The following is an 18,933-nucleotide window of genomic DNA, read 5'->3' as shown; positions in this document are numbered from 1 at the left end:
AGTCTGGCGGGCGCCCGGCGGGGGTGCCGGAACGGCTTGCCTGCATAATCTTCGCCGCCTACGCTGCTACCTGCGAGCGCGTTCCCGCGCTATTGGAAGGTGCAATGAAACGAGCGATCCTCCTTGCAATTGCGTCTGTCGCTGCGGCGACGGCTTCGATCCCGGCGCTGGTGATGGCGCAGGGTGCGCCGCCTTCGCCCCCGGCGACCTTCTACGGCTCGGTGCCTTCGGGCGTGGGGCCGGGCCAGACCGTGCTGGCGATTGTGACGAGCGGCGGGAGTTCGCAAACGTGCGGCGTCGGCCAGACCATCGCGGACGGCTCCGGCGTGGTCTACGTGGTCGACGTGATTGCTGACAGCCAGCTGGCCGGCTGCGGCGCCCCGGGGCGGACGGTGCAATTCTACTTCGTGGGCAACCGGCAGCTGGCGACGGATACGGCGACGTGGAGCGGCGCGGGGCCGTCGCAGCGGAACCTGACCGGCCTGGGGCCGCAGCTGACGCCGCGGAACTACGGGCCCATGGTGGCAAAGGACGGGACGAACTAGGCATACTCCCGGCATGCAGATTCGGCGCCGCGGGAGCGCGCTCCGCCAGGGTTTGCTGGCAGGCCTGCTCGCCGCGGCGCTGTGCATTCCCGGGGCTGCACGGGGGCAGGAGCCGCCCGGCCCGCCGGATTTCGCCTGGCCGTACGGGATTGTGCAGGCGGATGGCGCGAACCTCGACCCGGCGGTGCAGCCGGTGATTGCGCTGGTCAACGGGCGGGCCTGCGGCGAGGACCTCACCCGGGTGGCGGGGCCGGGGCCGGGGACGCCGGCATCCGACGTCGGGAAGACGGTGTACGTGGTGGACGTGCTGGCCGACGGGAGCCGGCCGGGCCAGCGGCCGGGGTGCGGCACGCCGGGCGCAGCCATCCGGCTCTGGTTCCCGGTTGCGCGGCGGTTCGCGGTGCAGGAGCCGGTCTTCGCGCCGGGCGGCCAGCGGGTCGACGTGGAGCTGGGGCCCGTGCTGCCGTTCCGGATGGCGGCGCCGCTGGTTGCCAGCGATGGGGTGAACTGAGGCTGCTCAGGCGGCTTCGCCGGTGAGGAAGCGGCGCGGCACCTCGCGGAGCATGAGGTCGATGGTCTCCCGCGGGACGCCGTCACGGAGGAGGGCGGGGACCGCTACGGTCGACACGAAGAGGTAGCGGGTCGGGCCCTGGGGAGGGGGCGGCTGCTGGCCCTTGAGGATCGGCATCGGGGCGTAGTCGTGCCCGAGCATCAGTCGGTGGGCCCAGCCGCGGTCGATGAGGGCTTTGACGGTGGCGTTGCGCTGCTCCCAGGTGGGGCGGCCGGGTGCGCCGGGGTAGCGGTCCATGGAGAGGTAGACGCCGCGCTGGAGGAGGCGTTCGAGGTAGTCGACGTCGGTGGTATCGGCGCTGTGGCCGATGGCGACACGGTCCATCTGGACGCCTTCGTCCTCGAAGATCTGCACTTGCTGCCAGCCGACCTCTTCGGGGGCCCACTGGTGGGTGCTGATGGGGATGTCGGTGCGCTTGCAGGCGCGGGCGGCGCCGCGGAGGATGCGCTCGCCCTCGGGGGTGACGCCGCCCATGTCGTTAGCAACTTTGATGACGCCGGCGCGGATACCGGTTGTGCCGATGCCGACTTCGATTTCGTGCACGAAGATATCGGCGATTTCGTCGGGGTCGCGGGTCCAGAAGGAGCGGGGGATATCGCGCCAGATGCCGGTGGCGACGACGACGTTGATGCCGGCCTCGCGGGCGACATCGCGGACGAATTCGACGTCGCGGCCGAGGTCGGGGGTGGTGAGGTCGATGATGGTGCCGATGCCGCCCTCGCGGGCTTCGCGGAGTTCGCGGATGACGGCGGCGCGGGTGGCCTCCCAGTCGAAGCGCCAGGGGTAGTGGTGGTTGTCTTCGCCCATGCCGACGAGGACGTGCTCGTGGCTGAGGGTGACGCCGAGGGTTGCGGCATCGACGGGGCCGAGGACGGTCTGGACGGTTGCCATGGGCGGGATTCTGCCGCGGGGGACGGGCGGCTGTCGAGCGCTCAGCCGGCCATGGTGAGGCCGCCGCTGACGCTGAGGACCTGCCCGGTGATGTAGCCGGCCTCAGGCGAGGCGAAGAAGGCGACGGCGGCAGCGATCTCGCCGGGGCGTGCGATCCGCTTGAAGGGGATGGCATTGGCGAGGGCTTCCTGGATGCGCTCGGGCTGCTGGCGGAAGAGCGGGGTATCGGTCGGACCCGGGCAGACACAGTTGACGGTGATGCCGGCGCGGGCGACTTCGCGGGCGAGCGATTTTGTGAAGGCGATGACGCCGCCCTTGGCGCCCGCGTAGACGGTTTCGCCGGTGCTGCCGACGCGGCCGGCATCGCTGGCGATGTTGACGACGCGCCCGCCGGCGCCGCGCTCGACCATGGCCGGGACGAACGCGCGGCAGACGGCGATGGGCCCGAGGAGATTGATAGCGACAACCTTCTCCCAGAAGGGGCGGTCGGTCTGGAGGAAGGGCTGGGCGCGGTCCCAGCCGGCATTGTTGACGATGATATCGGGGACGCCGAGGCGGCCGAGCACCGCATCGCGGAGGGCATCGACGGAGGCCTGGTCGGCGACGTCGACGGGGAAGGGCTCGGCGCGGGCGGGGCCGATGGCCGCTGCGGCAGCGCGGGCGGCCTCGAGGTCGATATCGGCGACGGCGACGCGGGCGCCCTGGGCGGCAAGGGTTTCGGCGATAGCGCGGCCGATGCCGGAGCCTGCGCCGGTGACGACCGCGATGCTGCCTTCGAGTTCGAACACAACGCACCTCCTGCGGGCCGGGGGCGGGGCTTCTGCGCGGACGGGCGCAGTATACCGGAGCGGCCGGCCCGGCGGCCTGACAGGCAGGCTGTAAGCGGGTACACTCCCGCCCACATTGCCGATGCTGCGCCATCGGTCCCGTCCCTGGAGGTGACGCGATGCCCGAATTCCCCTCTGTCGAATGGTTCCGCGCCGCGGCCGACCTGCTGAACGCCTCGGACAGCTTCAAGCGGCTGGGCACCTGCGATGCTGAGATGGGTGTGCAGGTGGGCGACCGGTACTTCGAGATCGACTTCGAGGCGTTCGAAGTCAAGGACGTGAAGGAGATTGATGCGAAGCGGGCGGAGGAGCTCGACTTTGTGCTGGTGCAGTCGCCGGAGGCGTGGCGGGCGATGATCGAGGACATCCAGAAGAACGGACGGGCGACGCACGAGTACACGCTGAACTCGCTGGACCTGCGGAGCGCGGAGGAGTTCGCGCGGGGGAAGGACTACCACCGGCGCGATACGTTCTACCGGTTCAACCAGACGTTCCAGGAGTTTTTCGACATGGCGGCGAAGATCCCGACGACCTTCCCGGCGGGGGTGGCATAACGGGCGCGGCCGGGGCGGGGGCGAGGCATGGCGCCGCCGTTTTCGCTTGAACTGATCCGCTTTATGGCGGCGTTCCAGGACTGGGCGAACGAACGGATCCTGCGGGCAGCGGTCGAGGCGGGGCCCGAGGCTGCGGCGGCACGCATCCCGGGGAGCTACGGCGACGGTTCGCTCCATGCGCTGCTGGCGCACGTGGTGGCCTCGGAGCGGCACTGGCTGCGGCGCTGGCTGGGCGATGCTGAGGCGAAGCTGGACGGCCCGGCGACGTGGCCGACGCTGGAGGCCGTGCGGGAGGCGTGGGAGGCCGGGCGGGGAGAGCTGGCGCGGTTCTTCGCGGAGCTCGACGAGGAACGGCTGCGGGGCACGGTCCGCTACCGGCGGAATCAGCCGCCCGTGCCGGATGCGCGGCCGCTCTGGCAGCTGATCCTGCACGTGTTCAACCATTCGACCCACCACCGGGCGGAGGCGGCAGCGATCCTGACCACGATCGGCCGCCCGCCGGAGAGCGTGGACCTGATCGACTACATCCGGCGGGACGGCTGAGGGCGGCTAGAGGAGGTCGCTGGGAACGGCGGTGACGGAGAGGATCGGCGGCAGGGTGCCAGGGAGGCGGACCCACGATTCGCCCCACTCGCGGCCGTAGTAGACCTCGCCGTTGGTGGTGCCGACGTAGACGGCTTCGGGGTCGACGCCGTCGGTGTCCATGGCGTCGCGGTAGACGCTCTGGTAGTCGTGCGGGCCCGGGAGGCCGCGTGTCAGCCGCTCCCAGGAGGCGCCGGCATCGGTGGTGCGGTAGATAGCGAACTGGCCGTTCATGACGCGGAAGTTGTCGGCCTCCATCTCGAGCGGCGCGACGAAGACGGCATCGCGGCCCTGCCTGGTGACCGCGAGGGGGAAGCCGTGGAAGGAGGGGAGGCCGTTCGTGACATCGACCCACTTGCGGCCGCCGTTGTCGGAGCGGAAGACGCCGACGTGGGCCTGGCCCCAGGCGCGGTCGGGGTTCTTGGGGTCGAGCCGGAACTTGTGGAACTCGTTGGCGGCGAGGGGGTCGACGCCCTCGGGCATGGGGAACTGGGCCGCCATCTCGGGGAACATCTGCTCGATTTTTTCGAACATTTCGCGGACCTCGGGAGTGGTAGCGATGGCGGTGTGCCAGCGCGGCTCCCAGGTTTGGCCGCCGTCTTCGGAGCAGTAGACGCCGCCGGTAGCGATAGAAACGTAGATGCGGCGCGGCGTGCGGGGGTCGAGTTCGATGGCGGTGAGGGCCGACTGGCCGCCGCCGGTCATGTACCAGAACGTCCGGTCGGGCAGGCGGTTGAGGGTATCGACTGGCTCCCAGCTTTCGCCCCAGTCGGTGGAGCGGAAGAGGCCGGCGGGCTGGGTGCCGGCCCAGACGACGCCGGGCTCATCGGGGTGGCCGGGGGCGATGCCCCAGACGTTGTCGATGGTGATGCCCATGTCCTGGGGGAAGCCGAGGCCGGGGGAGCGCTGCTCCCATGTCTGGCCGCCGTCATCGCTGCGGGCGACGGAGCGGCCCCAGGCCCAGTGGTTGGCGGCGAGGAGGAGGCGCGCCGGGCGGCGGCGGGTATCGACGGCGGCCTGGTAGACGGAGGTGCCCTTGAGCATGGGGGGTGAGAGCTCCCACCGTTCGCGGGCCGCATCGGAGCGGTAGATGAAGAAGGCTTTGCGGGTGCCGATGAGGAGGGTGGTGCCGGGCATCTGTGGTTCTCCTTCCTGCCCTGTCGCAGCGTTCTGCTGCGGGGTTCCCTGGGGTTGGTTACTGGCCGGCCGGGGCGGGCTTGCCGCGGGCGGCGGCCTCGAGCGCGGCGAGGTCAATTTTCGTCATCTGGAACATTGCGGCGAGGACCCGGTCGCGCGCGGCGGCGTCGAGCGTCGTGAGCCAGGCGTCCATGGGGCCCGAGACCTGCCAGCTGACGCCGAAGCGGTCGACAAGCCAGCCGCACTGCTGGCCTTCTCCGCCTTCGAGGAGGGCCTCCCAGTAGCGGTCGATCTCTTCCTGGGTGTCACATTCGAGCAGGATGGAGAAGGCCGGGTTGAGGCGAAACCCGGGGCCGCCGTTGAGGAGCATGAAGGGGCGGCCGTCGAGTTCGAGGGAGACGGTCATGACGGAGCCGGGCTCCTGGCCGTGAATCTCGCGCCCGACCTCGCTGTAGTGGGTGACGGCGGTGATGCGGGAGTTCGGGAACACCCGCGTGTAGAACTCCGCGGCCTCGAGCGCGCCATGTTCAAACCAGAGGTGGGTGACGAACTTTGCGGTCATGGCAGCCTTCTCATCGGGTAGTTGAGGGAAAATATAGCAGCACTCCTTTGCCGTCAACCGGGCGCGGCTATACTGCCGCCATGCCGACCGAGCGCGTGCTGGTGGATGCCGGCGGCGTGGAGGTGCCGGTTTCGAACCCGGGCAAGCTGTTCTTCCCGGCGGCGGGGCACACGAAGCTGGACCTGGTGCGGTACTACCTGTCGGTGGCGGAGGCGGCGTTCCGGGGCGTGCGGGACCGCCCGCTGGTGCTCAAGCGGTATGTGGACGGCGTGAGCGGGCCGCCGTTCTTCCAGAAGCGGGCGCCGGCGCGGCTGCCGCCGTATGTGCGGACGGCGCGGGTGACCTACCCGAGCGGGCGTTCGGCCAGCCTGCCGGTGATCGACAGCGCGGCGGGGCTCGCCTGGGCGGCGAACCTGGGGTGCATCGACCTGAACCCGTGGCCGGTGCGCGCCGATGACCCGGACCACCCCGACGAGCTGCGGTTCGACCTGGACCCGACGCCGGAGGCGGGGTTCGGGGCCGTGCGGGAGGCAGCGCTGCTCATCGGCGGGCTGCTGCGGGAGTTCGGGCTGGAGGGCTATCCGAAGACCTCGGGCAGCCGGGGCATCCATATCTCTGTGCGGATCGAGCGGCGGTGGGAGTTCGCGGACGTACGGCGGGCGGCACTGGCGCTGGGCCGGGAGGCGGAGCGGCGGGCGCCGGGGCTGGTGACGACGGCGTGGTGGAAGGAGGAGCGGCACGGGGTGTTCATCGACTACAACCAGAACCTGCGGGACCGGGCGATGGCCTCGGCCTACTCGGTCCGGGCAACGCCGGACGCCCGGGTTTCGATGCCGCTGACGTGGGAGGAGCTGCCGCGCGCCGAACCGGGGCAGTTCACGCTGGCGACGGTGCCCGGCCTGCTGGCGGAGCGGGGCGATGCGATGGCGGGAATGGATGCGCGGGCATATTCGCTGGAGCCGTTGCTGGCCCTGGCGGAGGAGCAGGCGCGCGCCGGGCTGGGCGAGGCGCCGTATCCGCCGCACTTCCCGAAGGCGCCGGGGGAGCCGCCGCGGGTGCAGCCTTCGCGGGCGCGGAAGCGGCGGCGGGGCGCCTTGAGCTGATGCGCACGTATTGACAGCGCGCCGGCGCGAAACCAGAATGCCGGCGGAGGCAGTTTGTGACGGTGCGCACAATGGCCGGGTTCCCGCTGCAGGGCGTGGCCAGGGTACTGCTTGTCAGCCTCCTGCCGATGCTGAGCTTCTTCGGTCACTGGCCGGCACTCGCCGTGCCAATTCCCGGGACAGGTATCGAACTCCAGCTGCCGTTCAGCGGGCCGGTGCCCGGCGACGGCGGCACCCACGACCACGCGGACGGGCACGCGCACGCACCGGGCGACCACGAAGCGCACTGCCACGCTGAGATGGCGACCTGCGCCGAGACGCAGGTCGGCGGGCAGGCGCCAGTCACCGTGCTGCTGGAGACCGTTTTGCAGTTGCTGGGCGCAGGCGCGTGGGTGGCGTTTGCGGCCTGCGCGGCCCTGGCGCCCCGGCCGGCCGACCCGGCAGGCATCGACCCTCCCCCGCGAACCCCGCTCCTCATCGCCGCGTCCTGATAGGCACGCTGCCGGGCCGAGGGCCCGGCGCCAGGATTACCTGCTGAGGAGCACGAATCATGCAATCCCAGGTTTCGCCCGCCGCTGGCGGGTGCAGCCCGGCGTGGGATGCGCTGATCCGCGACGCGGAGCGCATGGCCACGATTACCCCGGGCGAACTGATGCCGATCTTCCAGGGGATGATGCGGGAGGGCTGCCGCGCCTGCCCCCGGGAGCAGACGCAGGTCTGCCAGTTTATAGAGAAGCCGATGAACGTCATCGGCCATGACCTTGTGCGGCCGCTCTTCGGGATGCCGTGGGAGTTCAAGGCCGAGGACCTGATCGCGGGCGGCGCGAGCGACGGCACCGTCCGGCGCGAGGAGCTGGCGGCGGTCATCCGGGCCGTGGAGGAGACAGCCCGGGCAAACGGCCACGAGGCGGTCACGCTGCTCGATTACTCCGAGACGATTGGGCGGCTGGCGCGCGACGCCGGGTACATCCCCCCGGGGGAGATTGACCCGGAGTTCACGGCTGCGGTGGAGGCTGCGGGGGAGCCGCTGGAGGTGATCGCGCGGGGGAAGGCGGATGCACGCCGGCGCTCGGAGGCATTCCGGGCGAACCCGGCGGCCTCGGCGAGGAACGCGGCGATGATCCGCGCCGCCCTGCCGTTCGAGGCGCCGGTGCACGACCTGCTTGCCTCGCGCGAGCTGCACTGGTGCAGCCACCTGCCGCACCTGTTCAGCCGGATGATGCTGCGCCTCGGGTACACCGGGGAGGACCTGCTGCCAATGGTGGAGGCCGCGGAGGCGGTGGCGCGCGAACGGAACCACCCGGGCGTGACACCGCGCGATGCGGAAACCGCGCTGGCGCGTGCTGCGGCGGCGGCGCTCACCGCGCAGGGAGGATGTGACGATGACGCAGACTGCTGAGACGTGGCCGCCCGAGGTGGTGGCGCGCATCCAGGAGATCCTGGACCGGACGGCCGCGACGGCCGGGCCGGAGGTGGCGCGGGTGTTCGCCCGCCCCGACTGGCGGCTTTCGGCGGCCGAGTTCCTCGCGATGTGGACCGCACAGCGGTGGTGCACCGTGGCCTCGGTGGGCCCGAACGGCCAGCCGCACATCGCCATTGTCCATGCGGATTTCCAGCCGGATGGGCGGCTGACGATGCGGATGTTCACCGGGTCGGTGCGGGCGCGCGACATCGCCCAGAATCCGCGGGTGGCGCTCGCCAAGCACCTGGACGACGGCGCCGTGGCGATGGTCTACGGCACGGCGCGGCCGGTGCCGGGCACGGAGGCCGTCCGCCACGAATCGGAGACAGTCGAGGTTGAGATTGCGGTCCGGCGCATCTACGCGATGCGCCCGGTCCGTGAGTGACCCGGCCTCCACAACTGGAGCACCACAGAACCACACAACGACGCCGGCCGCCCGCGGAGGGCGGCCGGGGACAGGAGAGCTTGCTCAGGATGGAACGCGACACTTTGACTTCTCGCGTACTGACGCGGCGCCGGCTCCTTGCCGGTGCGGGGGCTGCGATGGCCGGGGCGGCTGCCTTCGGGGCAGTCGGCTGCGGCGATGACGATGACGAGAGCGGGTCGACGCCGCCAACCGCCGGGACCGGGGGCGCCACGGCGCCCGCAACCACCACCCAGGCGCCGCGCAAGGGCGGCACGCTGCGGATGAACCAGACGGGGGACCTGCAGCTGAACGCGGGCTACCCGTTCGTGGTGGCGCCACCGAACCGGATCCTGCCGTGGCTGGTGCACGAGCCGCTCATCCGATACCGGAAGGATGTCCGGAATCCCGAGCTCCTGCTCGTGGACCAGTTCGAGTACTCGGCCGACCGGACGAAGCTGACGGTACGGCTGAAGCCGGGAGTGACGTTCCACGATGGGGCGCCGCTGACGCCGGAAGACGTGTTCTTCAGCATCGACTTTTCGGTGAATCCGAAGGCGTACGGCGTGACGGTAAGCGGCACACCGAGCCAGCTGGCGAAGTCGATCACCGGGCGGAAGAAGGTGGACGACCGGACGATGGAGTTCACGTTCGACCGGCCACGGTGGGACATGACGGGGTACTTCGCCACCCTGAACATCCACCGGGAGGCGTCGCTGCCGAAGATGCTGGCGGGCGAAGCGCTGAACGGGACCGGCCCGTACATGCTGGAGAAGTACACGCCGGGCGTTGGCATCTCGTTCGTGCCGAACCGGAACTGGCACCTCTCGGCGCAGGAAGGCGGGCCGTACCTCGACCGGGTCGAGGCGCGGATCTTCACCGACGAGACGGCGGTTGCGACAGCGTTCGAGGCCAAGGAGCTGGACGTGGCGTTCCGGCTCCCGGGTGCGGATGCGCGGCGGTTCCGCGATCGCGTGCGAAAGGCGCCGCGGATCGGCGGGCTGTTCCTGGGCATGGTGGTGAAGAACCCGATGCTGGCGGACCGGCGGGTGCGGCAGGCCATCTTCTGGGCGATCGACCGGGAACGGATTGCGAAGGAGGTCGGCGAAGGGTTCTACCCGGCGACAGCGCAGATCTGGCCGGAGTACTCGCCGGCGTACGACCCCGAGCTGGATAAGCCGTACTACGACCCGGCGAAGGCGAAGTCGCTGCTGCAGCAGGCTGGCTTCAGCCAGGACCGGCCGCTGGAGATCCCGTACACCCAGCGCAGTGAGGCGAGCGTGCTGATCGTGAAGGAGAACCTGGAAGCGATCGGCATCAAGACCGCGCCGAAGCTGACGGAGACGGCAGTCTTCATCAATACACTTCGGCAGCGGCAGTACGGCGACTTCTACGTGGCCGGGATGAACTTCTCCGACCCGGCGCCAGCCTCGGCGCTGCTGAACAACTTCAACATCGCGATTCCGAACCAGGCGTACCAGGAGAGCCCGGAACTGAAGGAGATCCTCGCGAAGATCGGGACGGTGGACCCGCTGGGCGAGGAGGCGAAGGAGCTGTACCGCCGGTTTAACCGGTTGTGGGTTGAGGACCCCTGGATCGCGGTGCTGGAGCCATCGGGCGCGCTCGATGTGGTCTCCGACCGGGCGCAGGGGTTCGACGAGTACTTCATCGTGCCGCTCCAGGCACCCAACTTCGGGCGCATCTGGCTGAAGGCCTAGCCTGGCCAGCGGTGCTGGGGGCCGCGCGGGTCTCCTCCCCCCTCTCTCCCCGCGCGGCCTTCCAGCGAGGGAGGTGCACGATGGCGGTTTTCGTCATCCGGCGGCTGCTGGCGAGCATTCCGCTGCTGGTGCTGGCGACGCTGCTGGTCTTCGTAACGCTGGAGCTGGTGCCCGGCGATCCGGCCGAGCTGCTGGCCGGCGAGGATGCGACTCCCCAGCGGGTGGCGGAGATCCGGCAAGAGCTGGGGCTCGACCGGCCGCTCCTGGTGCGGTACGGCGATTGGCTCGCGGGGCTGCTCCGGGGCGACCTGGGGACGTCGCTCTCGCGGGGGATGCCGGTGCGGGAGCTAATCCGCGGGGCGCTCGGGCCGACCGTAGAGCTGGCAGCGGCTGCAGCTGCCGCGGGGATCACGGTCGGGATCGGGCTCGGGACGCTCCAGGCCGCAGCGGGCGGGCGGCTGGACGGCTGGGTTTCGGCGGCGGTGTCGCTGGCGCTTTCGGTGCCCGGTTTTGTGGTGGCGACGGTGCTGCTCTGGGTTTTTGCGATTGAGCTGGGGTGGTTGCCGGCTTCGGGCCGGGTGCCGGTGCTGAGCGACCCGATCGGCGGGCTGCGGACGCTGGTGCTCCCTGCAGGGACCCTGGCGCTTTCGATGGGCGCGGTACTGGCCCGGTTCACGCGCGGGAGCGTTGCGGCCGTGCTCCAGCAGGAGTACATCCGGGCGGCGCGGGCGCGGGGGCTGCCGGAGCCGAGGATCCTGGTGCGGCACTGCCTGCGGCCGGCGCTGGTGCCCGTCCTGACGGTGGCGGCGCTGCAGGTGGGGAATCTGCTGACCGGGGCGCTGGTCATCGAGCAGGTGTTCACCCGGCCGGGGATCGGCTACCTCGCGGTGACCGCCGTGCGCCAGCGGGATATCCCACTCGTGCAGGGGGTGGTTGTTGTGTTTGCTGCGGCGTATGTCCTCGTGAACCTGGCGGCCGACCTGGCGGCGGCGCTCGCCGACCCGAGGCTGCGGCAGTGAGCGGGCGAGCAGCGAGAGCGCTGCGCCGCGATCGGCGGGTGCTGGCAGCGGGAGTTCTTTTGGTGATGCTCGCGGGGGCGACGGCGCTGGCGGCGGTTCTGCTGCCGGACCCGGTGGCGCAGACAGCAGACGGCCGGCTGCTGGGTCCGGGGTGGACGCACCCGTTCGGCACGGACGAACTGCGGCGCGATGTGGCCGCGCGGACGTTCGCGGGGTTGCGGTCGTCGCTGGTGACGATCCTGCTCGCTGTCGTCCCGGGGGCGATCGCCGGCACGGCGCTGGGCCTGGCGGCGGGGGTGCTCGGGCGGCTGGTTGACGGGCTGCTGATGCGGGTCATCGATGCGTGGCTGGCGTTCCCGGGGCTGCTCATCGCGCTGGCAGTGCTGGCGATCACCGGGCCGGGCCGCTGGGGCGTGGGCGTGACACTCTTTCTCTTCGTCATCCCGTCGTTCGCGCGGCTCGCGCGGGCCCAGGCGCGGTCGGAGATGACGCGGGAGTACGTGCTGGCGGCGCAGGCACTGGGGGCGAGCCGGCTGAGGATTGGGCTGAACCACGTGGCGCGGAACGCGTGGGACCCGCTCCTGACGCACCTCGCACTGATGCTGGCGGTGGCGCTCTTCATCGAGTCGGCGCTCAGCTTTCTCGGGCTGGGGGTGCAGGCGCCGGCGCCGTCTCTCGGTGGCATGATCAATGCGTCGCGCCAGTACCTGCGCGAGAGCCCGGTGTACCTGCTCGGCCCGGCAGCGGCGCTGAGCTGCATTGTCCTGAGCCTGAACCTGCTGGTCGATGCCCTGCAGGATGCGTTCAGCGGGCGCGGGAGTGCGGGCCTCAAAGGCCGATGACGACGTGCCAGGGTTCGATGCGGTGGGCGGTGACGAGACCGTTCAGGACGTAAGGGTCGCGCAGGACGAACTCGGCGGCGGACTCGGGGTCGGTGAAGACGAGCATGGCCCCGTGGACCGGCTCACCAACGGCGCCGGCGAGGCGGAGGCGGCCGGCCTCGTGGTACTCGCGGGCGAGCGCGAGGTGGGTCGGGCGGTGGGGCTCGCGCCGCTCGAGGATATCGGGGACGTAGTCATAGAAGAGGACGTGGAACATGGCGGGCACATGCTAGCGTCCGCCCGGGGCCTCGGCTACGCGTCAGCGCTCCAGGGGTCGAGCCCTTCGACTTCGGTTTTCCACATCTTTCGGCCGTCGTAGCTGCGGATCCGTTCGATATCGACACGCATGACGGCGCGCTCGGGGCTATCGAAGCGTTCGAATTCGCGCTGGTAGACATCGGGCGGGACGGTGCGGCGGCCCCCGGCGGTGATCAGTTCGTGGATGAAGCGGCGGACGGAGTCGCGGTCGTCGAAAAAGGTGACGCGGCCGCGGATGGTGACCTGCTTGAACCAGTCGTTGGGGTCGAAGATGGAGAGGGAGATGGCGGGGTTGCGGCGCAGCGCGCGGTATTTGTCGCGGTTGGGGGTGGAGGTGATCCAGATGTGGCCGTCGTACCAGCAGCAGGACATCTGGGCGACGACGGGTTCGCAGGATTTGGTGACCCAGGCGACGGCGGCGCGGGTGGATTCGCGGACGATGCGCCAGAGTTCGTCGTCGTCGAGGGTGAACGGTTCGATGTACTGGCGGCTCCACCAGGCGGGGCGGGAGGTTGGGGTGGACCCGGCATCGGCGGACATGGTCGGCTCCCCTGGCAGTTTGGCCATACGGCCAGAATGCTGGCGGGATGGTGCAGAAGCCGGCCGGGGCTGTCAAGGGCGGGGAAACGCGCGGGGGACGGGGCGAGCGGCCGCCGGTTCGCCCGGGATGGCAGGTTCGGGTAGAATCGGCGGCCACAAGGGTGTCCCTACGTTTTTCACCGGGAGTCTGAATGAACACGATTGAGTTCTTGCAGATCACGTCGTCGGTCGTCCCCGACCGGGAGGCGCTGGTCGATTTCGACGGCAACGGGGGCGGGAAGCGGCTCACCTACGCGGAGATGTACCGGCAGGTGTGCAAGCTGGCGAACGCGTTCCAGGGCCTCGGGGTCGAGAAAGGCGACCACGTGGCGATCATGGCGGTCAACAGCGCGGACTTCGTGATCAGCTACTACGCGTCGGCGATGCTGGGCGCGACCTTCGTGCCGCTCAACTACCGGGCGAAGGATGAGGAGCTCACCTACATGGTGAACGTGAGCGAGACGAAGGTGCTGCTCGTTTCGGACCGGTACCGGGAGCTGGTGGAGCGGATCCGGCCGACGCTGACGACGGTGCAGCATTATGTGAGTCTCGGCGGCGCGGCCGAGGGGTACCTCCGCTACGAGGAGCTGCTGGAGAGCGGCGCGGAGGACGAGGTCTGGACCGAGATCGACGACAAGGATGCGACGCTCATCATCTTTACTTCGGGGACGACGGCGCAGCCGAAGGGCGTGCAGCTCTCGTTCCTTGATATGACGGCGTATGCGACGAACCAGCCGCCGGCCGACCTGGAGACGCACGAGAAGCTGCTCGTTTCGGCGCCGTTCTTCCACGTGGCCGGGGCGACGACGATGATCCTCGGCGTCTGGATGGGGCGGACGCTGGTGATCCTGCCGCAGTTCTCGCCGGAGCTGTGGCTGCAGGCGGTGCAGCAGGAAGGCATCACGCACGCCTTCGTGGTGCCGACGATGCTGAAGCGGATTATGGAGGTGCCGGACTTCGACAAATACGACATCTCGTCGCTGAAGCAGATCACCTACGGGGCGGCGCCGATGCCGTACGAGGTGGTGCGGAAGGCGTGCGATATCTTCCCGCCGAAGGGGATTGGTCTGATCAATGCCTACGGCCAGACGGAATCGACCGCGACGCTGACGTTCCTCGGGCCGGAGGACCACGACCTCAGCACGGACACGGAGATCAAGGAGCAGCGGCTGCGCTCGGTGGGCAAGCCGATGCCGGACGTGGAGCTCGCCATCATGGACGAGCGGAACCGCCCGCTGCCGCCCGGCGAGGAGGGCGAAATCTGCGTCCGCTCGGACCGTGTAATGAAGGGGTACTACAAGCAGGAGGATGCGACGAGCTCGGCGATCATCGATGGGTGGCTGCACACCGGCGACGTGGGCAAACTCGACGAGGGCGGCTACCTGTACATCACGGGCCGGAAGAAGGACCTGATTATCCGCGGCGGCGAGAACATCTCGCCCGGCGAGATCGAGAACGTGCTCGAGGAGCACCCGGCGATCGAGGAGGCGGCCGTCATCGGTGTGCCGGATGTCGAGTGGGGCGAGGTGGTGAAGGCGATCGTGGTGCTGAAGCCGGGCGCGACGATCACGCCGGAGGAGATTACGCAATACGCGAAATCGCGGCTGGCGTCGTTCAAAGCCCCGCAGTATGTGGCCGTGGTGGATGAGCTGCCGCGGAACGTGATGGGCAAGGTGTTGAAGACGGACCTGCGGAAGCTGTACGGGACGCCAACGAACGAGCTGCCGACAAAGTCGTAGCGGCGGACTCAAGGGACACGCCTGGAATTGCGCCCCGGTCGGAAGGCCGGGGCGCCGTCGTGCCGGGGCGGCGTAAGCCGGGACACGCGGGGCACCGTTCGGGCGGGATGAACAGGGTTCGCACCGAAGGGGAGGCTCGGGTAGGATGCGGCTACATCGTGCGCGCGGGGCCTGCCGGCGCGCACCGCTTCGAAACCTGGAACGGGAACGCGTGACATGAAGCAAGGTTCGATGACCGGCAACGGGGGAGAGCGCCGGAAGGGCACGCGGCTGCGCGGCAGCTGGGGCGGCATCGTCGTCCCGGTGGCGATCCTGGCGGCGATTTCGGCCTTCGAGACGGCGGTTCACACCAGGGACGCCTCGCGCGAGGTGTTCTTCAACATCAAGACGCCCTGGCTGATGTACTTCATCTTCGCCATATCGATGGCGGTGATTTTCGGGGCGCTGCTGCAGCGGCTGCGCGTTTGGCGGCTGGGGAAACCGCACCGAGTGAACCAGAGCCTGAGCGCGCGGATTACGAACATGCTGACGCTGGGCGCCGGGACGAGCCGGGTGAAGAACGATCGGTACGCGGGCGTGATGCACGGTTTCATCTACTCCAGCTTCGTGGTGCTGACGATCGTCACCATCCTGCTGGCGCTGGATGACTACCTGCCGGTCATCTTCGGGTCGGACCGGGAGCACCTGTTCCTGACGGGCCCGACATACCTCGTGTATTCGCTCGTGGGCGACGTGTTCGGCGTGATCGGGCTCATCGGCATCGGCATGGCGGTGTACCGGCGGTACATCTCGCCGCCCGACAAGCTGAACTGGGACCGCCGCGGGACGGAGGACGCGATCATCGTCGGCCTGCTGGGCGTTGTGCTGTTCAGCGGGATCGTGGTCGAAGGGCTGCGGCTGGCGGCGGACGAAATCCCGGCGGGGAACGAGTCGTGGTCGAAGTGGTCGCCGGCGGGCTACGTGGTGGCGAAGGCGGTGGGCGGGATTTCGCCCGATACGCTGCTCAATTTCCATGTGGGCTGGTGGTGGTTCCACGTCGTCGGAGCGTTTGTGCTGCTGACGCTGATGGCGCTGACGAAGTTCCGGCACATTGCGCTGGCGCCGGTGAACGCGTTCTTCAAGCGGCCGACCACGCCGCTCTACCTCGAGCCGATGGGCGACATCGAGAAGCTGATCGAGGAGGGCGCGGGGCTCGGCGCAGGCCGGCTGCAGGACTTCACGTGGAAGACCCTGTTCGATGCCGACACGTGCGTGCGCTGCGGGCGGTGCACGGAGGTGTGCCCGGCGTATACGGCGGGGCAGCCGCTGTCGCCGATGGCGCTCATCCAGGACATCAAGACGTACATGAACCACGCGGGCCCGCTCATCCTGAAGGGGAAGAACCCGGAGGAGGAGCTGGAGCCGCTGGTGGGCGGGTACATCAAGGATGAGACGCTCTGGGCCTGCCGCACCTGCGGGGCGTGCATGCAGGAGTGCCCGGTGCTGGTGGAGCACGTGCCGCCGATTGTGGAGATGCGGCGGTACCTGGTGATGGAGCAGGCCCGGGTGCCGGCCACGGCCCAGGCGGCGCTCCAGAACCTGGAGCAGCGCGGCCACCCGTGGCGCGGGACGCAGCTGACGCGGGAGACGTGGATCGAGCAGCTCCGGGCGCAGGGGATCGATGTGCCGATCTACGACGGCTCGCAGGAGTACCTCTACTGGGTGGGCTGCTCGGGCGCGCTGGTGGAGCGGAACATCCCGATTACGCAGGCGGTGGTGAAGCTGCTGCTGGAAGCCGGCGTCAGCTTCGGTGTGCTGGGGCAGGCGGAGACCTGCAACGGCGACCCGGCCCGGCGGCTCGGCAATGAGTTCCTGTTCGCGACGATGGCGCAGGCGAACGCCGATGCGCTGAACGAGATGGGCGTGAAGCGGGTGATCACGAGCTGCCCGCACTGCTTCAACACGTTCCGGAACGAGTACCCGGATTTCGGCGGGAAGTGGGAGGTGACCCACCACGCCGACTTCCTCCAGTTCCTGCTGGCGAAGGGCGACCTGAAGCCGAAGGAGGGGACCGGGGCGACGATTACGGTGCACGACAGCTGCTATCTCGGCCGGGGGAACGGCATCTACGACACGCCGCGGCAGGTCATCGAGGCGATCCCCGGCGCGAAGCTGGTGGAGATGCCGCGGTCGCGGGAGCGCGGGCTCTGCTGCGGAGCCGGCGGCGGGAACATGTGGCAGGAGGAAGCGGGCACGCGGGTGAACCACCTGCGCGCGGCGGAGGCCGCGAATACGGGCGCGAACATCGTGGCGACGGCCTGCCCGTTCTGCATCCAGATGTTCGAGGACGGCATCCCGGCGGTGCAGCCGGACGAGGAGAAGCGGACGATCCGGGCCTTCGATATCGCGGAGCTGCTCGAGGTGGCGGTACGGCCGACCGCACGGCCGCTGCGCGACGGCGACGTCGAGGTGCCGCCGGGCGTGGTGTAGCCGCCTCCTTCCGGAGCGAACGGTCAGCGGCCCCGGGGACGTTTCCCGGGGCCGCTGTGGTGTTGGCGGTGGGCTGCGCGAGGCGGGACGCCGCGACGGCTACGGTTCGTAGCGGACGATGGCGAGGGAGCTGTTCTGGCCGCCGAAGCCGAAGCTGTTTTTGAGGGCGGCGCGAACTTCGGCCTTGCGGGCGACGTTGGGGACGTAGTCGAGGTCGCAGTCGGGGTCGGGGTGGTGGAGGTTGATGGTGGGGTGGATGGTGCCGGTTTCGATGGTCTTGATGGTGGCGACGGTCTCCATGCCGCCGCTGGCGCCGAGGCCGTGGCCGATGAGCGACTTGGTGGCGCTGATGGCGACACGGTAGGCGTCTTTGCCGAAGACGCGTTTGATGGCGCGGGTTTCGGCGGTATCGCCGAGGGGGGTGCTGGTGGCGTGGGCGTTGATGTAGTCGATGTCAGCCGGGGAGAGGCCGGCGTCGCGGAGGGCCTCGGCCATGGCGCGGGCAGCGCCCTCGCCGTCGTCGGGCGGTGCGGCGACGTGGAAGGCATCGTTGGTGCAGCCGAAGCCGGCGATCTCGGCGTAGATGCGTGCGCCGCGGGCGCGGGCATGGGCTTCGGATTCGAGAATGAGCGCGCCGGCGCCTTCGCAGGGGACGAAGCCGTCGCGGGTGGCATCGAAGGGGCGGGAGGCTTCCTCGGGCGGGCCGTCGAAGCTGGTGAGGGCGCGCATGACGGAGAAGCCGGCGAGGCCGAGCTCGGAGATGCCGGCTTCGCAGCCGCCGGTGACGGCGATCTCGGCGCGGCCGGTGCGGATGAGCCAGGCGGCCTCGCCGATGGCCTGGGTGCCGGCGGCGCAGGCGGTGACGATGGTGCCGTTGTAGCCGCGCAGGCCGAACTGGAGGGAGACCTGGGCCGCGGCCATGTTGCCGAGCGAGCGGGCGAGGTAGAGGGGGTCGATGCGCATGCCGCCGCGCTCGAAGAGGGTGCGGGCGGCCTCCTGGATATCGGGGTAGCCGCCGCCGCCGTTGCCGACGAGGACGGCGATGCGGTCGCGGTCTTCGGCGTCGAGGTCGAGGCCGGCGTCGGCGATGGCCTGTGCGGCGGCGGCGACCATGAACTGGGAGAAGCGGGCCATGCGGCGGGCGGCCTTGCGCTCGATGTAGCGAGTCGGGTCCCAGTCTTTGACTTCGCCGGCGAACTTACAGGGGTAGCCGGTCGGGTCGACCATGGTGAGGTAGCCGATGCCCGAGCGGCCGTCGACGAGGTTCTGCCAGAACTCGTCGACGGTCTGACCGGCGGGCGTGATGGCGCCGAGGCCGGTGACGACGACGCGGGTTCGCGAGCGCAGCGTTTCGTTCATGGTGCGTATGGTACTCCGCCGGCGCTCTCGGGCACGGGCTGCGCCGGGTCGGGAGCGTTGCGGCGCGGATTTCCATTGAACCCGGCCAAAAAGTTCGTTGCAGTGCGAATGTCCGGGAACTCCCTGATACCGCGCACGGAACGCCTGTACGTACGATGCGGGCGCCTTTCGAGTTTGAGGGCACCGGGGCCCCGCGCGGGCGCCGGCGACGGGGGGACCACGATGGGGGAGCATTTGCCGGCGGACCCGGGGATGGCCGCGGGCGCGCCGGGAA

At 69.8% G+C, this 18,933-nt stretch carries 20 protein-coding genes; 13 read left to right on the top strand and 7 right to left on the bottom strand.

The window, feature by feature from the left end; all coding sequences use genetic code 11:
• Positions 1 to 104: 104 nt before the first annotated feature.
• Together A9A59_RS03550 and A9A59_RS03545 are read left to right on the top strand one after the other, a co-directional pair.
• The gene (locus A9A59_RS03550; protein ID WP_133117501.1) at positions 105 to 545 is read left to right on the top strand and encodes a hypothetical protein; all 441 of its coding nucleotides are present in this window, start codon (positions 105 to 107) and stop codon (positions 543 to 545) included.
• A gap of 13 nt (positions 546 to 558) precedes the next feature.
• Positions 559 to 1,056, top strand: coding sequence for a hypothetical protein (locus tag A9A59_RS03545; RefSeq protein WP_098502966.1), 498 nt, complete (start codon positions 559 to 561; stop codon positions 1,054 to 1,056).
• Between the two features lie 6 nt (positions 1,057 to 1,062).
• Here the strand turns inward: A9A59_RS03545 and A9A59_RS03540 are convergent, their stop codons facing one another.
• Both A9A59_RS03540 and A9A59_RS03535 read right to left on the bottom strand, forming a co-directional pair.
• Complete coding sequence (locus A9A59_RS03540) at positions 1,063 to 2,007, bottom strand: phosphotriesterase family protein (RefSeq protein WP_098502965.1); 945 nt, start codon at positions 2,005 to 2,007, stop codon at positions 1,063 to 1,065.
• Positions 2,008 to 2,048: 41 nt separating this feature from the next.
• A complete protein-coding gene (locus A9A59_RS03535; protein ID WP_098502964.1) occupies positions 2,049 to 2,795 on the bottom strand; it encodes an SDR family NAD(P)-dependent oxidoreductase in 747 nt (248 codons plus the stop codon).
• Positions 2,796 to 2,953: 158 nt separating this feature from the next.
• Here A9A59_RS03535 and A9A59_RS03530 point away from each other — a divergent pair, with 158 nt between their 5' ends.
• Both A9A59_RS03530 and A9A59_RS03525 read left to right on the top strand, forming a co-directional pair.
• Positions 2,954 to 3,388 carry a hypothetical protein gene (locus A9A59_RS03530; RefSeq protein ID WP_098502963.1) on the top strand — a complete coding sequence of 145 codons (435 nt, stop codon included), beginning with the start codon at positions 2,954 to 2,956 and terminating at the stop codon, positions 3,386 to 3,388.
• A gap of 27 nt (positions 3,389 to 3,415) precedes the next feature.
• Entirely contained in the window at positions 3,416 to 3,931 is a 516-nt protein-coding gene (locus tag A9A59_RS03525) for a DinB family protein (protein WP_098502962.1), read from the top strand.
• Between the two features lie 6 nt (positions 3,932 to 3,937).
• On the opposite strand, the gene A9A59_RS03520 is transcribed toward A9A59_RS03525, so the two are convergent.
• Positions 3,938 to 5,107, bottom strand: coding sequence for a WD40/YVTN/BNR-like repeat-containing protein (locus A9A59_RS03520; protein WP_098502961.1), 1,170 nt, complete (start codon positions 5,105 to 5,107; stop codon positions 3,938 to 3,940).
• Positions 5,108 to 5,165: 58 nt separating this feature from the next.
• On the bottom strand, positions 5,166 to 5,669 hold the full coding sequence (locus A9A59_RS03515; RefSeq protein ID WP_098502960.1) for a VOC family protein: 504 nt from the start codon (positions 5,667 to 5,669) through the stop codon (positions 5,166 to 5,168).
• Between the two features lie 80 nt (positions 5,670 to 5,749).
• Here A9A59_RS03515 and A9A59_RS03510 point away from each other — a divergent pair, with 80 nt between their 5' ends.
• From A9A59_RS03510 to A9A59_RS03480, 7 genes are all read left to right on the top strand, one after another.
• The gene (locus A9A59_RS03510; protein ID WP_098502959.1) at positions 5,750 to 6,772 is read left to right on the top strand and encodes a DNA polymerase domain-containing protein; all 1,023 of its coding nucleotides are present in this window, start codon (positions 5,750 to 5,752) and stop codon (positions 6,770 to 6,772) included.
• A 56-nt stretch (positions 6,773 to 6,828) separates the two neighbouring features.
• The gene (locus tag A9A59_RS03505; RefSeq protein ID WP_133117500.1) at positions 6,829 to 7,263 is read left to right on the top strand and encodes a hypothetical protein; all 435 of its coding nucleotides are present in this window, start codon (positions 6,829 to 6,831) and stop codon (positions 7,261 to 7,263) included.
• 59 nt (positions 7,264 to 7,322) lie between these two features.
• Positions 7,323 to 8,171 carry a hypothetical protein gene (locus A9A59_RS03500; RefSeq protein WP_098502957.1) on the top strand — a complete coding sequence of 283 codons (849 nt, stop codon included), beginning with the start codon at positions 7,323 to 7,325 and terminating at the stop codon, positions 8,169 to 8,171.
• Positions 8,155 to 8,619: a pyridoxamine 5'-phosphate oxidase family protein gene (locus tag A9A59_RS03495; protein WP_098502956.1), complete on the top strand. Its 465-nt coding sequence runs from the start codon at positions 8,155 to 8,157 to the stop codon at positions 8,617 to 8,619. The genes A9A59_RS03500 and A9A59_RS03495 overlap by 17 nt, the downstream gene beginning before the upstream one ends.
• 104 nt (positions 8,620 to 8,723) lie before the next feature.
• Positions 8,724 to 10,355 (top strand): ABC transporter substrate-binding protein, encoded by a 1,632-nt coding sequence (locus A9A59_RS03490; protein WP_165772473.1) that lies wholly within the window; start codon positions 8,724 to 8,726, stop codon positions 10,353 to 10,355.
• Positions 10,356 to 10,435: 80 nt separating this feature from the next.
• Positions 10,436 to 11,374, top strand: coding sequence for an ABC transporter permease (locus A9A59_RS03485; RefSeq protein ID WP_098502954.1), 939 nt, complete (start codon positions 10,436 to 10,438; stop codon positions 11,372 to 11,374).
• The gene (locus A9A59_RS03480) at positions 11,371 to 12,216 is read left to right on the top strand and encodes an ABC transporter permease (protein ID WP_165772472.1); all 846 of its coding nucleotides are present in this window, start codon (positions 11,371 to 11,373) and stop codon (positions 12,214 to 12,216) included. Before A9A59_RS03485 ends, A9A59_RS03480 begins: the two co-directional genes overlap by 4 nt.
• Here the strand turns inward: A9A59_RS03480 and A9A59_RS03475 are convergent.
• The gene (locus A9A59_RS03475; protein WP_098502952.1) at positions 12,203 to 12,472 is read right to left on the bottom strand and encodes a YciI family protein; all 270 of its coding nucleotides are present in this window, start codon (positions 12,470 to 12,472) and stop codon (positions 12,203 to 12,205) included. The genes A9A59_RS03480 and A9A59_RS03475 overlap by 14 nt on opposite strands.
• Positions 12,473 to 12,507: 35 nt before the next feature.
• Positions 12,508 to 13,080, bottom strand: coding sequence for a pyridoxamine 5'-phosphate oxidase family protein (locus A9A59_RS03470; protein ID WP_098502951.1), 573 nt, complete (start codon positions 13,078 to 13,080; stop codon positions 12,508 to 12,510).
• A gap of 164 nt (positions 13,081 to 13,244) precedes the next feature.
• Here A9A59_RS03470 and A9A59_RS03465 point away from each other — a divergent pair, with 164 nt between their 5' ends.
• Both A9A59_RS03465 and A9A59_RS03460 read left to right on the top strand, forming a co-directional pair.
• On the top strand, positions 13,245 to 14,831 hold the full coding sequence (locus A9A59_RS03465) for a class I adenylate-forming enzyme family protein (protein ID WP_098502950.1): 1,587 nt from the start codon (positions 13,245 to 13,247) through the stop codon (positions 14,829 to 14,831).
• Positions 14,832 to 15,047: 216 nt separating this feature from the next.
• The gene (locus A9A59_RS03460; protein WP_098502949.1) at positions 15,048 to 17,300 is read left to right on the top strand and encodes a heterodisulfide reductase-related iron-sulfur binding cluster; all 2,253 of its coding nucleotides are present in this window, start codon (positions 15,048 to 15,050) and stop codon (positions 17,298 to 17,300) included.
• A gap of 99 nt (positions 17,301 to 17,399) precedes the next feature.
• Here the strand turns inward: A9A59_RS03460 and fabF are convergent, their stop codons facing one another.
• On the bottom strand, positions 17,400 to 18,659 hold the full coding sequence (gene fabF / locus A9A59_RS03455) for a beta-ketoacyl-ACP synthase II (RefSeq protein ID WP_098502948.1): 1,260 nt from the start codon (positions 18,657 to 18,659) through the stop codon (positions 17,400 to 17,402).
• Between the last annotated feature and the right edge of the window lie 274 nt (positions 18,660 to 18,933).

It is taken from the genome of Tepidiforma thermophila, assembly GCF_002563855.1.
Lineage (GTDB): Bacteria > Chloroflexota > Dehalococcoidia > Tepidiformales > Tepidiformaceae > Tepidiforma > Tepidiforma thermophila.
Note: the sequence above shows the minus strand (reverse complement) of the source record. Positions and strands in the feature narration are given on the sequence as shown.

Bases quoted from the DNA above. Each gene is read 5' to 3' on its own strand.
- A9A59_RS03550 (WP_133117501.1), top strand. From the start codon at position 105: ATGAAACGAGCGATCCTCCTTGCAATTGCGTCTGTCGCTGCGGCGACG.
- A9A59_RS03545 (WP_098502966.1), top strand. From the start codon at position 559: ATGCAGATTCGGCGCCGCGGGAGCGCGCTCCGCCAGGGTTTGCTGGCA.
- A9A59_RS03540 (WP_098502965.1), bottom strand. From the start codon at position 2,007: ATGGCAACCGTCCAGACCGTCCTCGGCCCCGTCGATGCCGCAACCCTC.
- A9A59_RS03530 (WP_098502963.1), top strand. From the start codon at position 2,954: ATGCCCGAATTCCCCTCTGTCGAATGGTTCCGCGCCGCGGCCGACCTG.
- A9A59_RS03525 (WP_098502962.1), top strand. From the start codon at position 3,416: ATGGCGCCGCCGTTTTCGCTTGAACTGATCCGCTTTATGGCGGCGTTC.
- A9A59_RS03520 (WP_098502961.1), bottom strand. From the start codon at position 5,107: ATGCCCGGCACCACCCTCCTCATCGGCACCCGCAAAGCCTTCTTCATC.
- A9A59_RS03515 (WP_098502960.1), bottom strand. From the start codon at position 5,669: ATGACCGCAAAGTTCGTCACCCACCTCTGGTTTGAACATGGCGCGCTC.
- A9A59_RS03510 (WP_098502959.1), top strand. From the start codon at position 5,750: ATGCCGACCGAGCGCGTGCTGGTGGATGCCGGCGGCGTGGAGGTGCCG.
- A9A59_RS03500 (WP_098502957.1), top strand. From the start codon at position 7,323: ATGCAATCCCAGGTTTCGCCCGCCGCTGGCGGGTGCAGCCCGGCGTGG.
- A9A59_RS03495 (WP_098502956.1), top strand. From the start codon at position 8,155: ATGACGCAGACTGCTGAGACGTGGCCGCCCGAGGTGGTGGCGCGCATC.
- A9A59_RS03485 (WP_098502954.1), top strand. From the start codon at position 10,436: ATGGCGGTTTTCGTCATCCGGCGGCTGCTGGCGAGCATTCCGCTGCTG.
- A9A59_RS03475 (WP_098502952.1), bottom strand. From the start codon at position 12,472: ATGTTCCACGTCCTCTTCTATGACTACGTCCCCGATATCCTCGAGCGG.
- A9A59_RS03470 (WP_098502951.1), bottom strand. From the start codon at position 13,080: ATGGCCAAACTGCCAGGGGAGCCGACCATGTCCGCCGATGCCGGGTCC.
- A9A59_RS03465 (WP_098502950.1), top strand. From the start codon at position 13,245: ATGAACACGATTGAGTTCTTGCAGATCACGTCGTCGGTCGTCCCCGAC.
- A9A59_RS03460 (WP_098502949.1), top strand. From the start codon at position 15,048: ATGAAGCAAGGTTCGATGACCGGCAACGGGGGAGAGCGCCGGAAGGGC.
- fabF (WP_098502948.1), bottom strand. From the start codon at position 18,659: ATGAACGAAACGCTGCGCTCGCGAACCCGCGTCGTCGTCACCGGCCTC.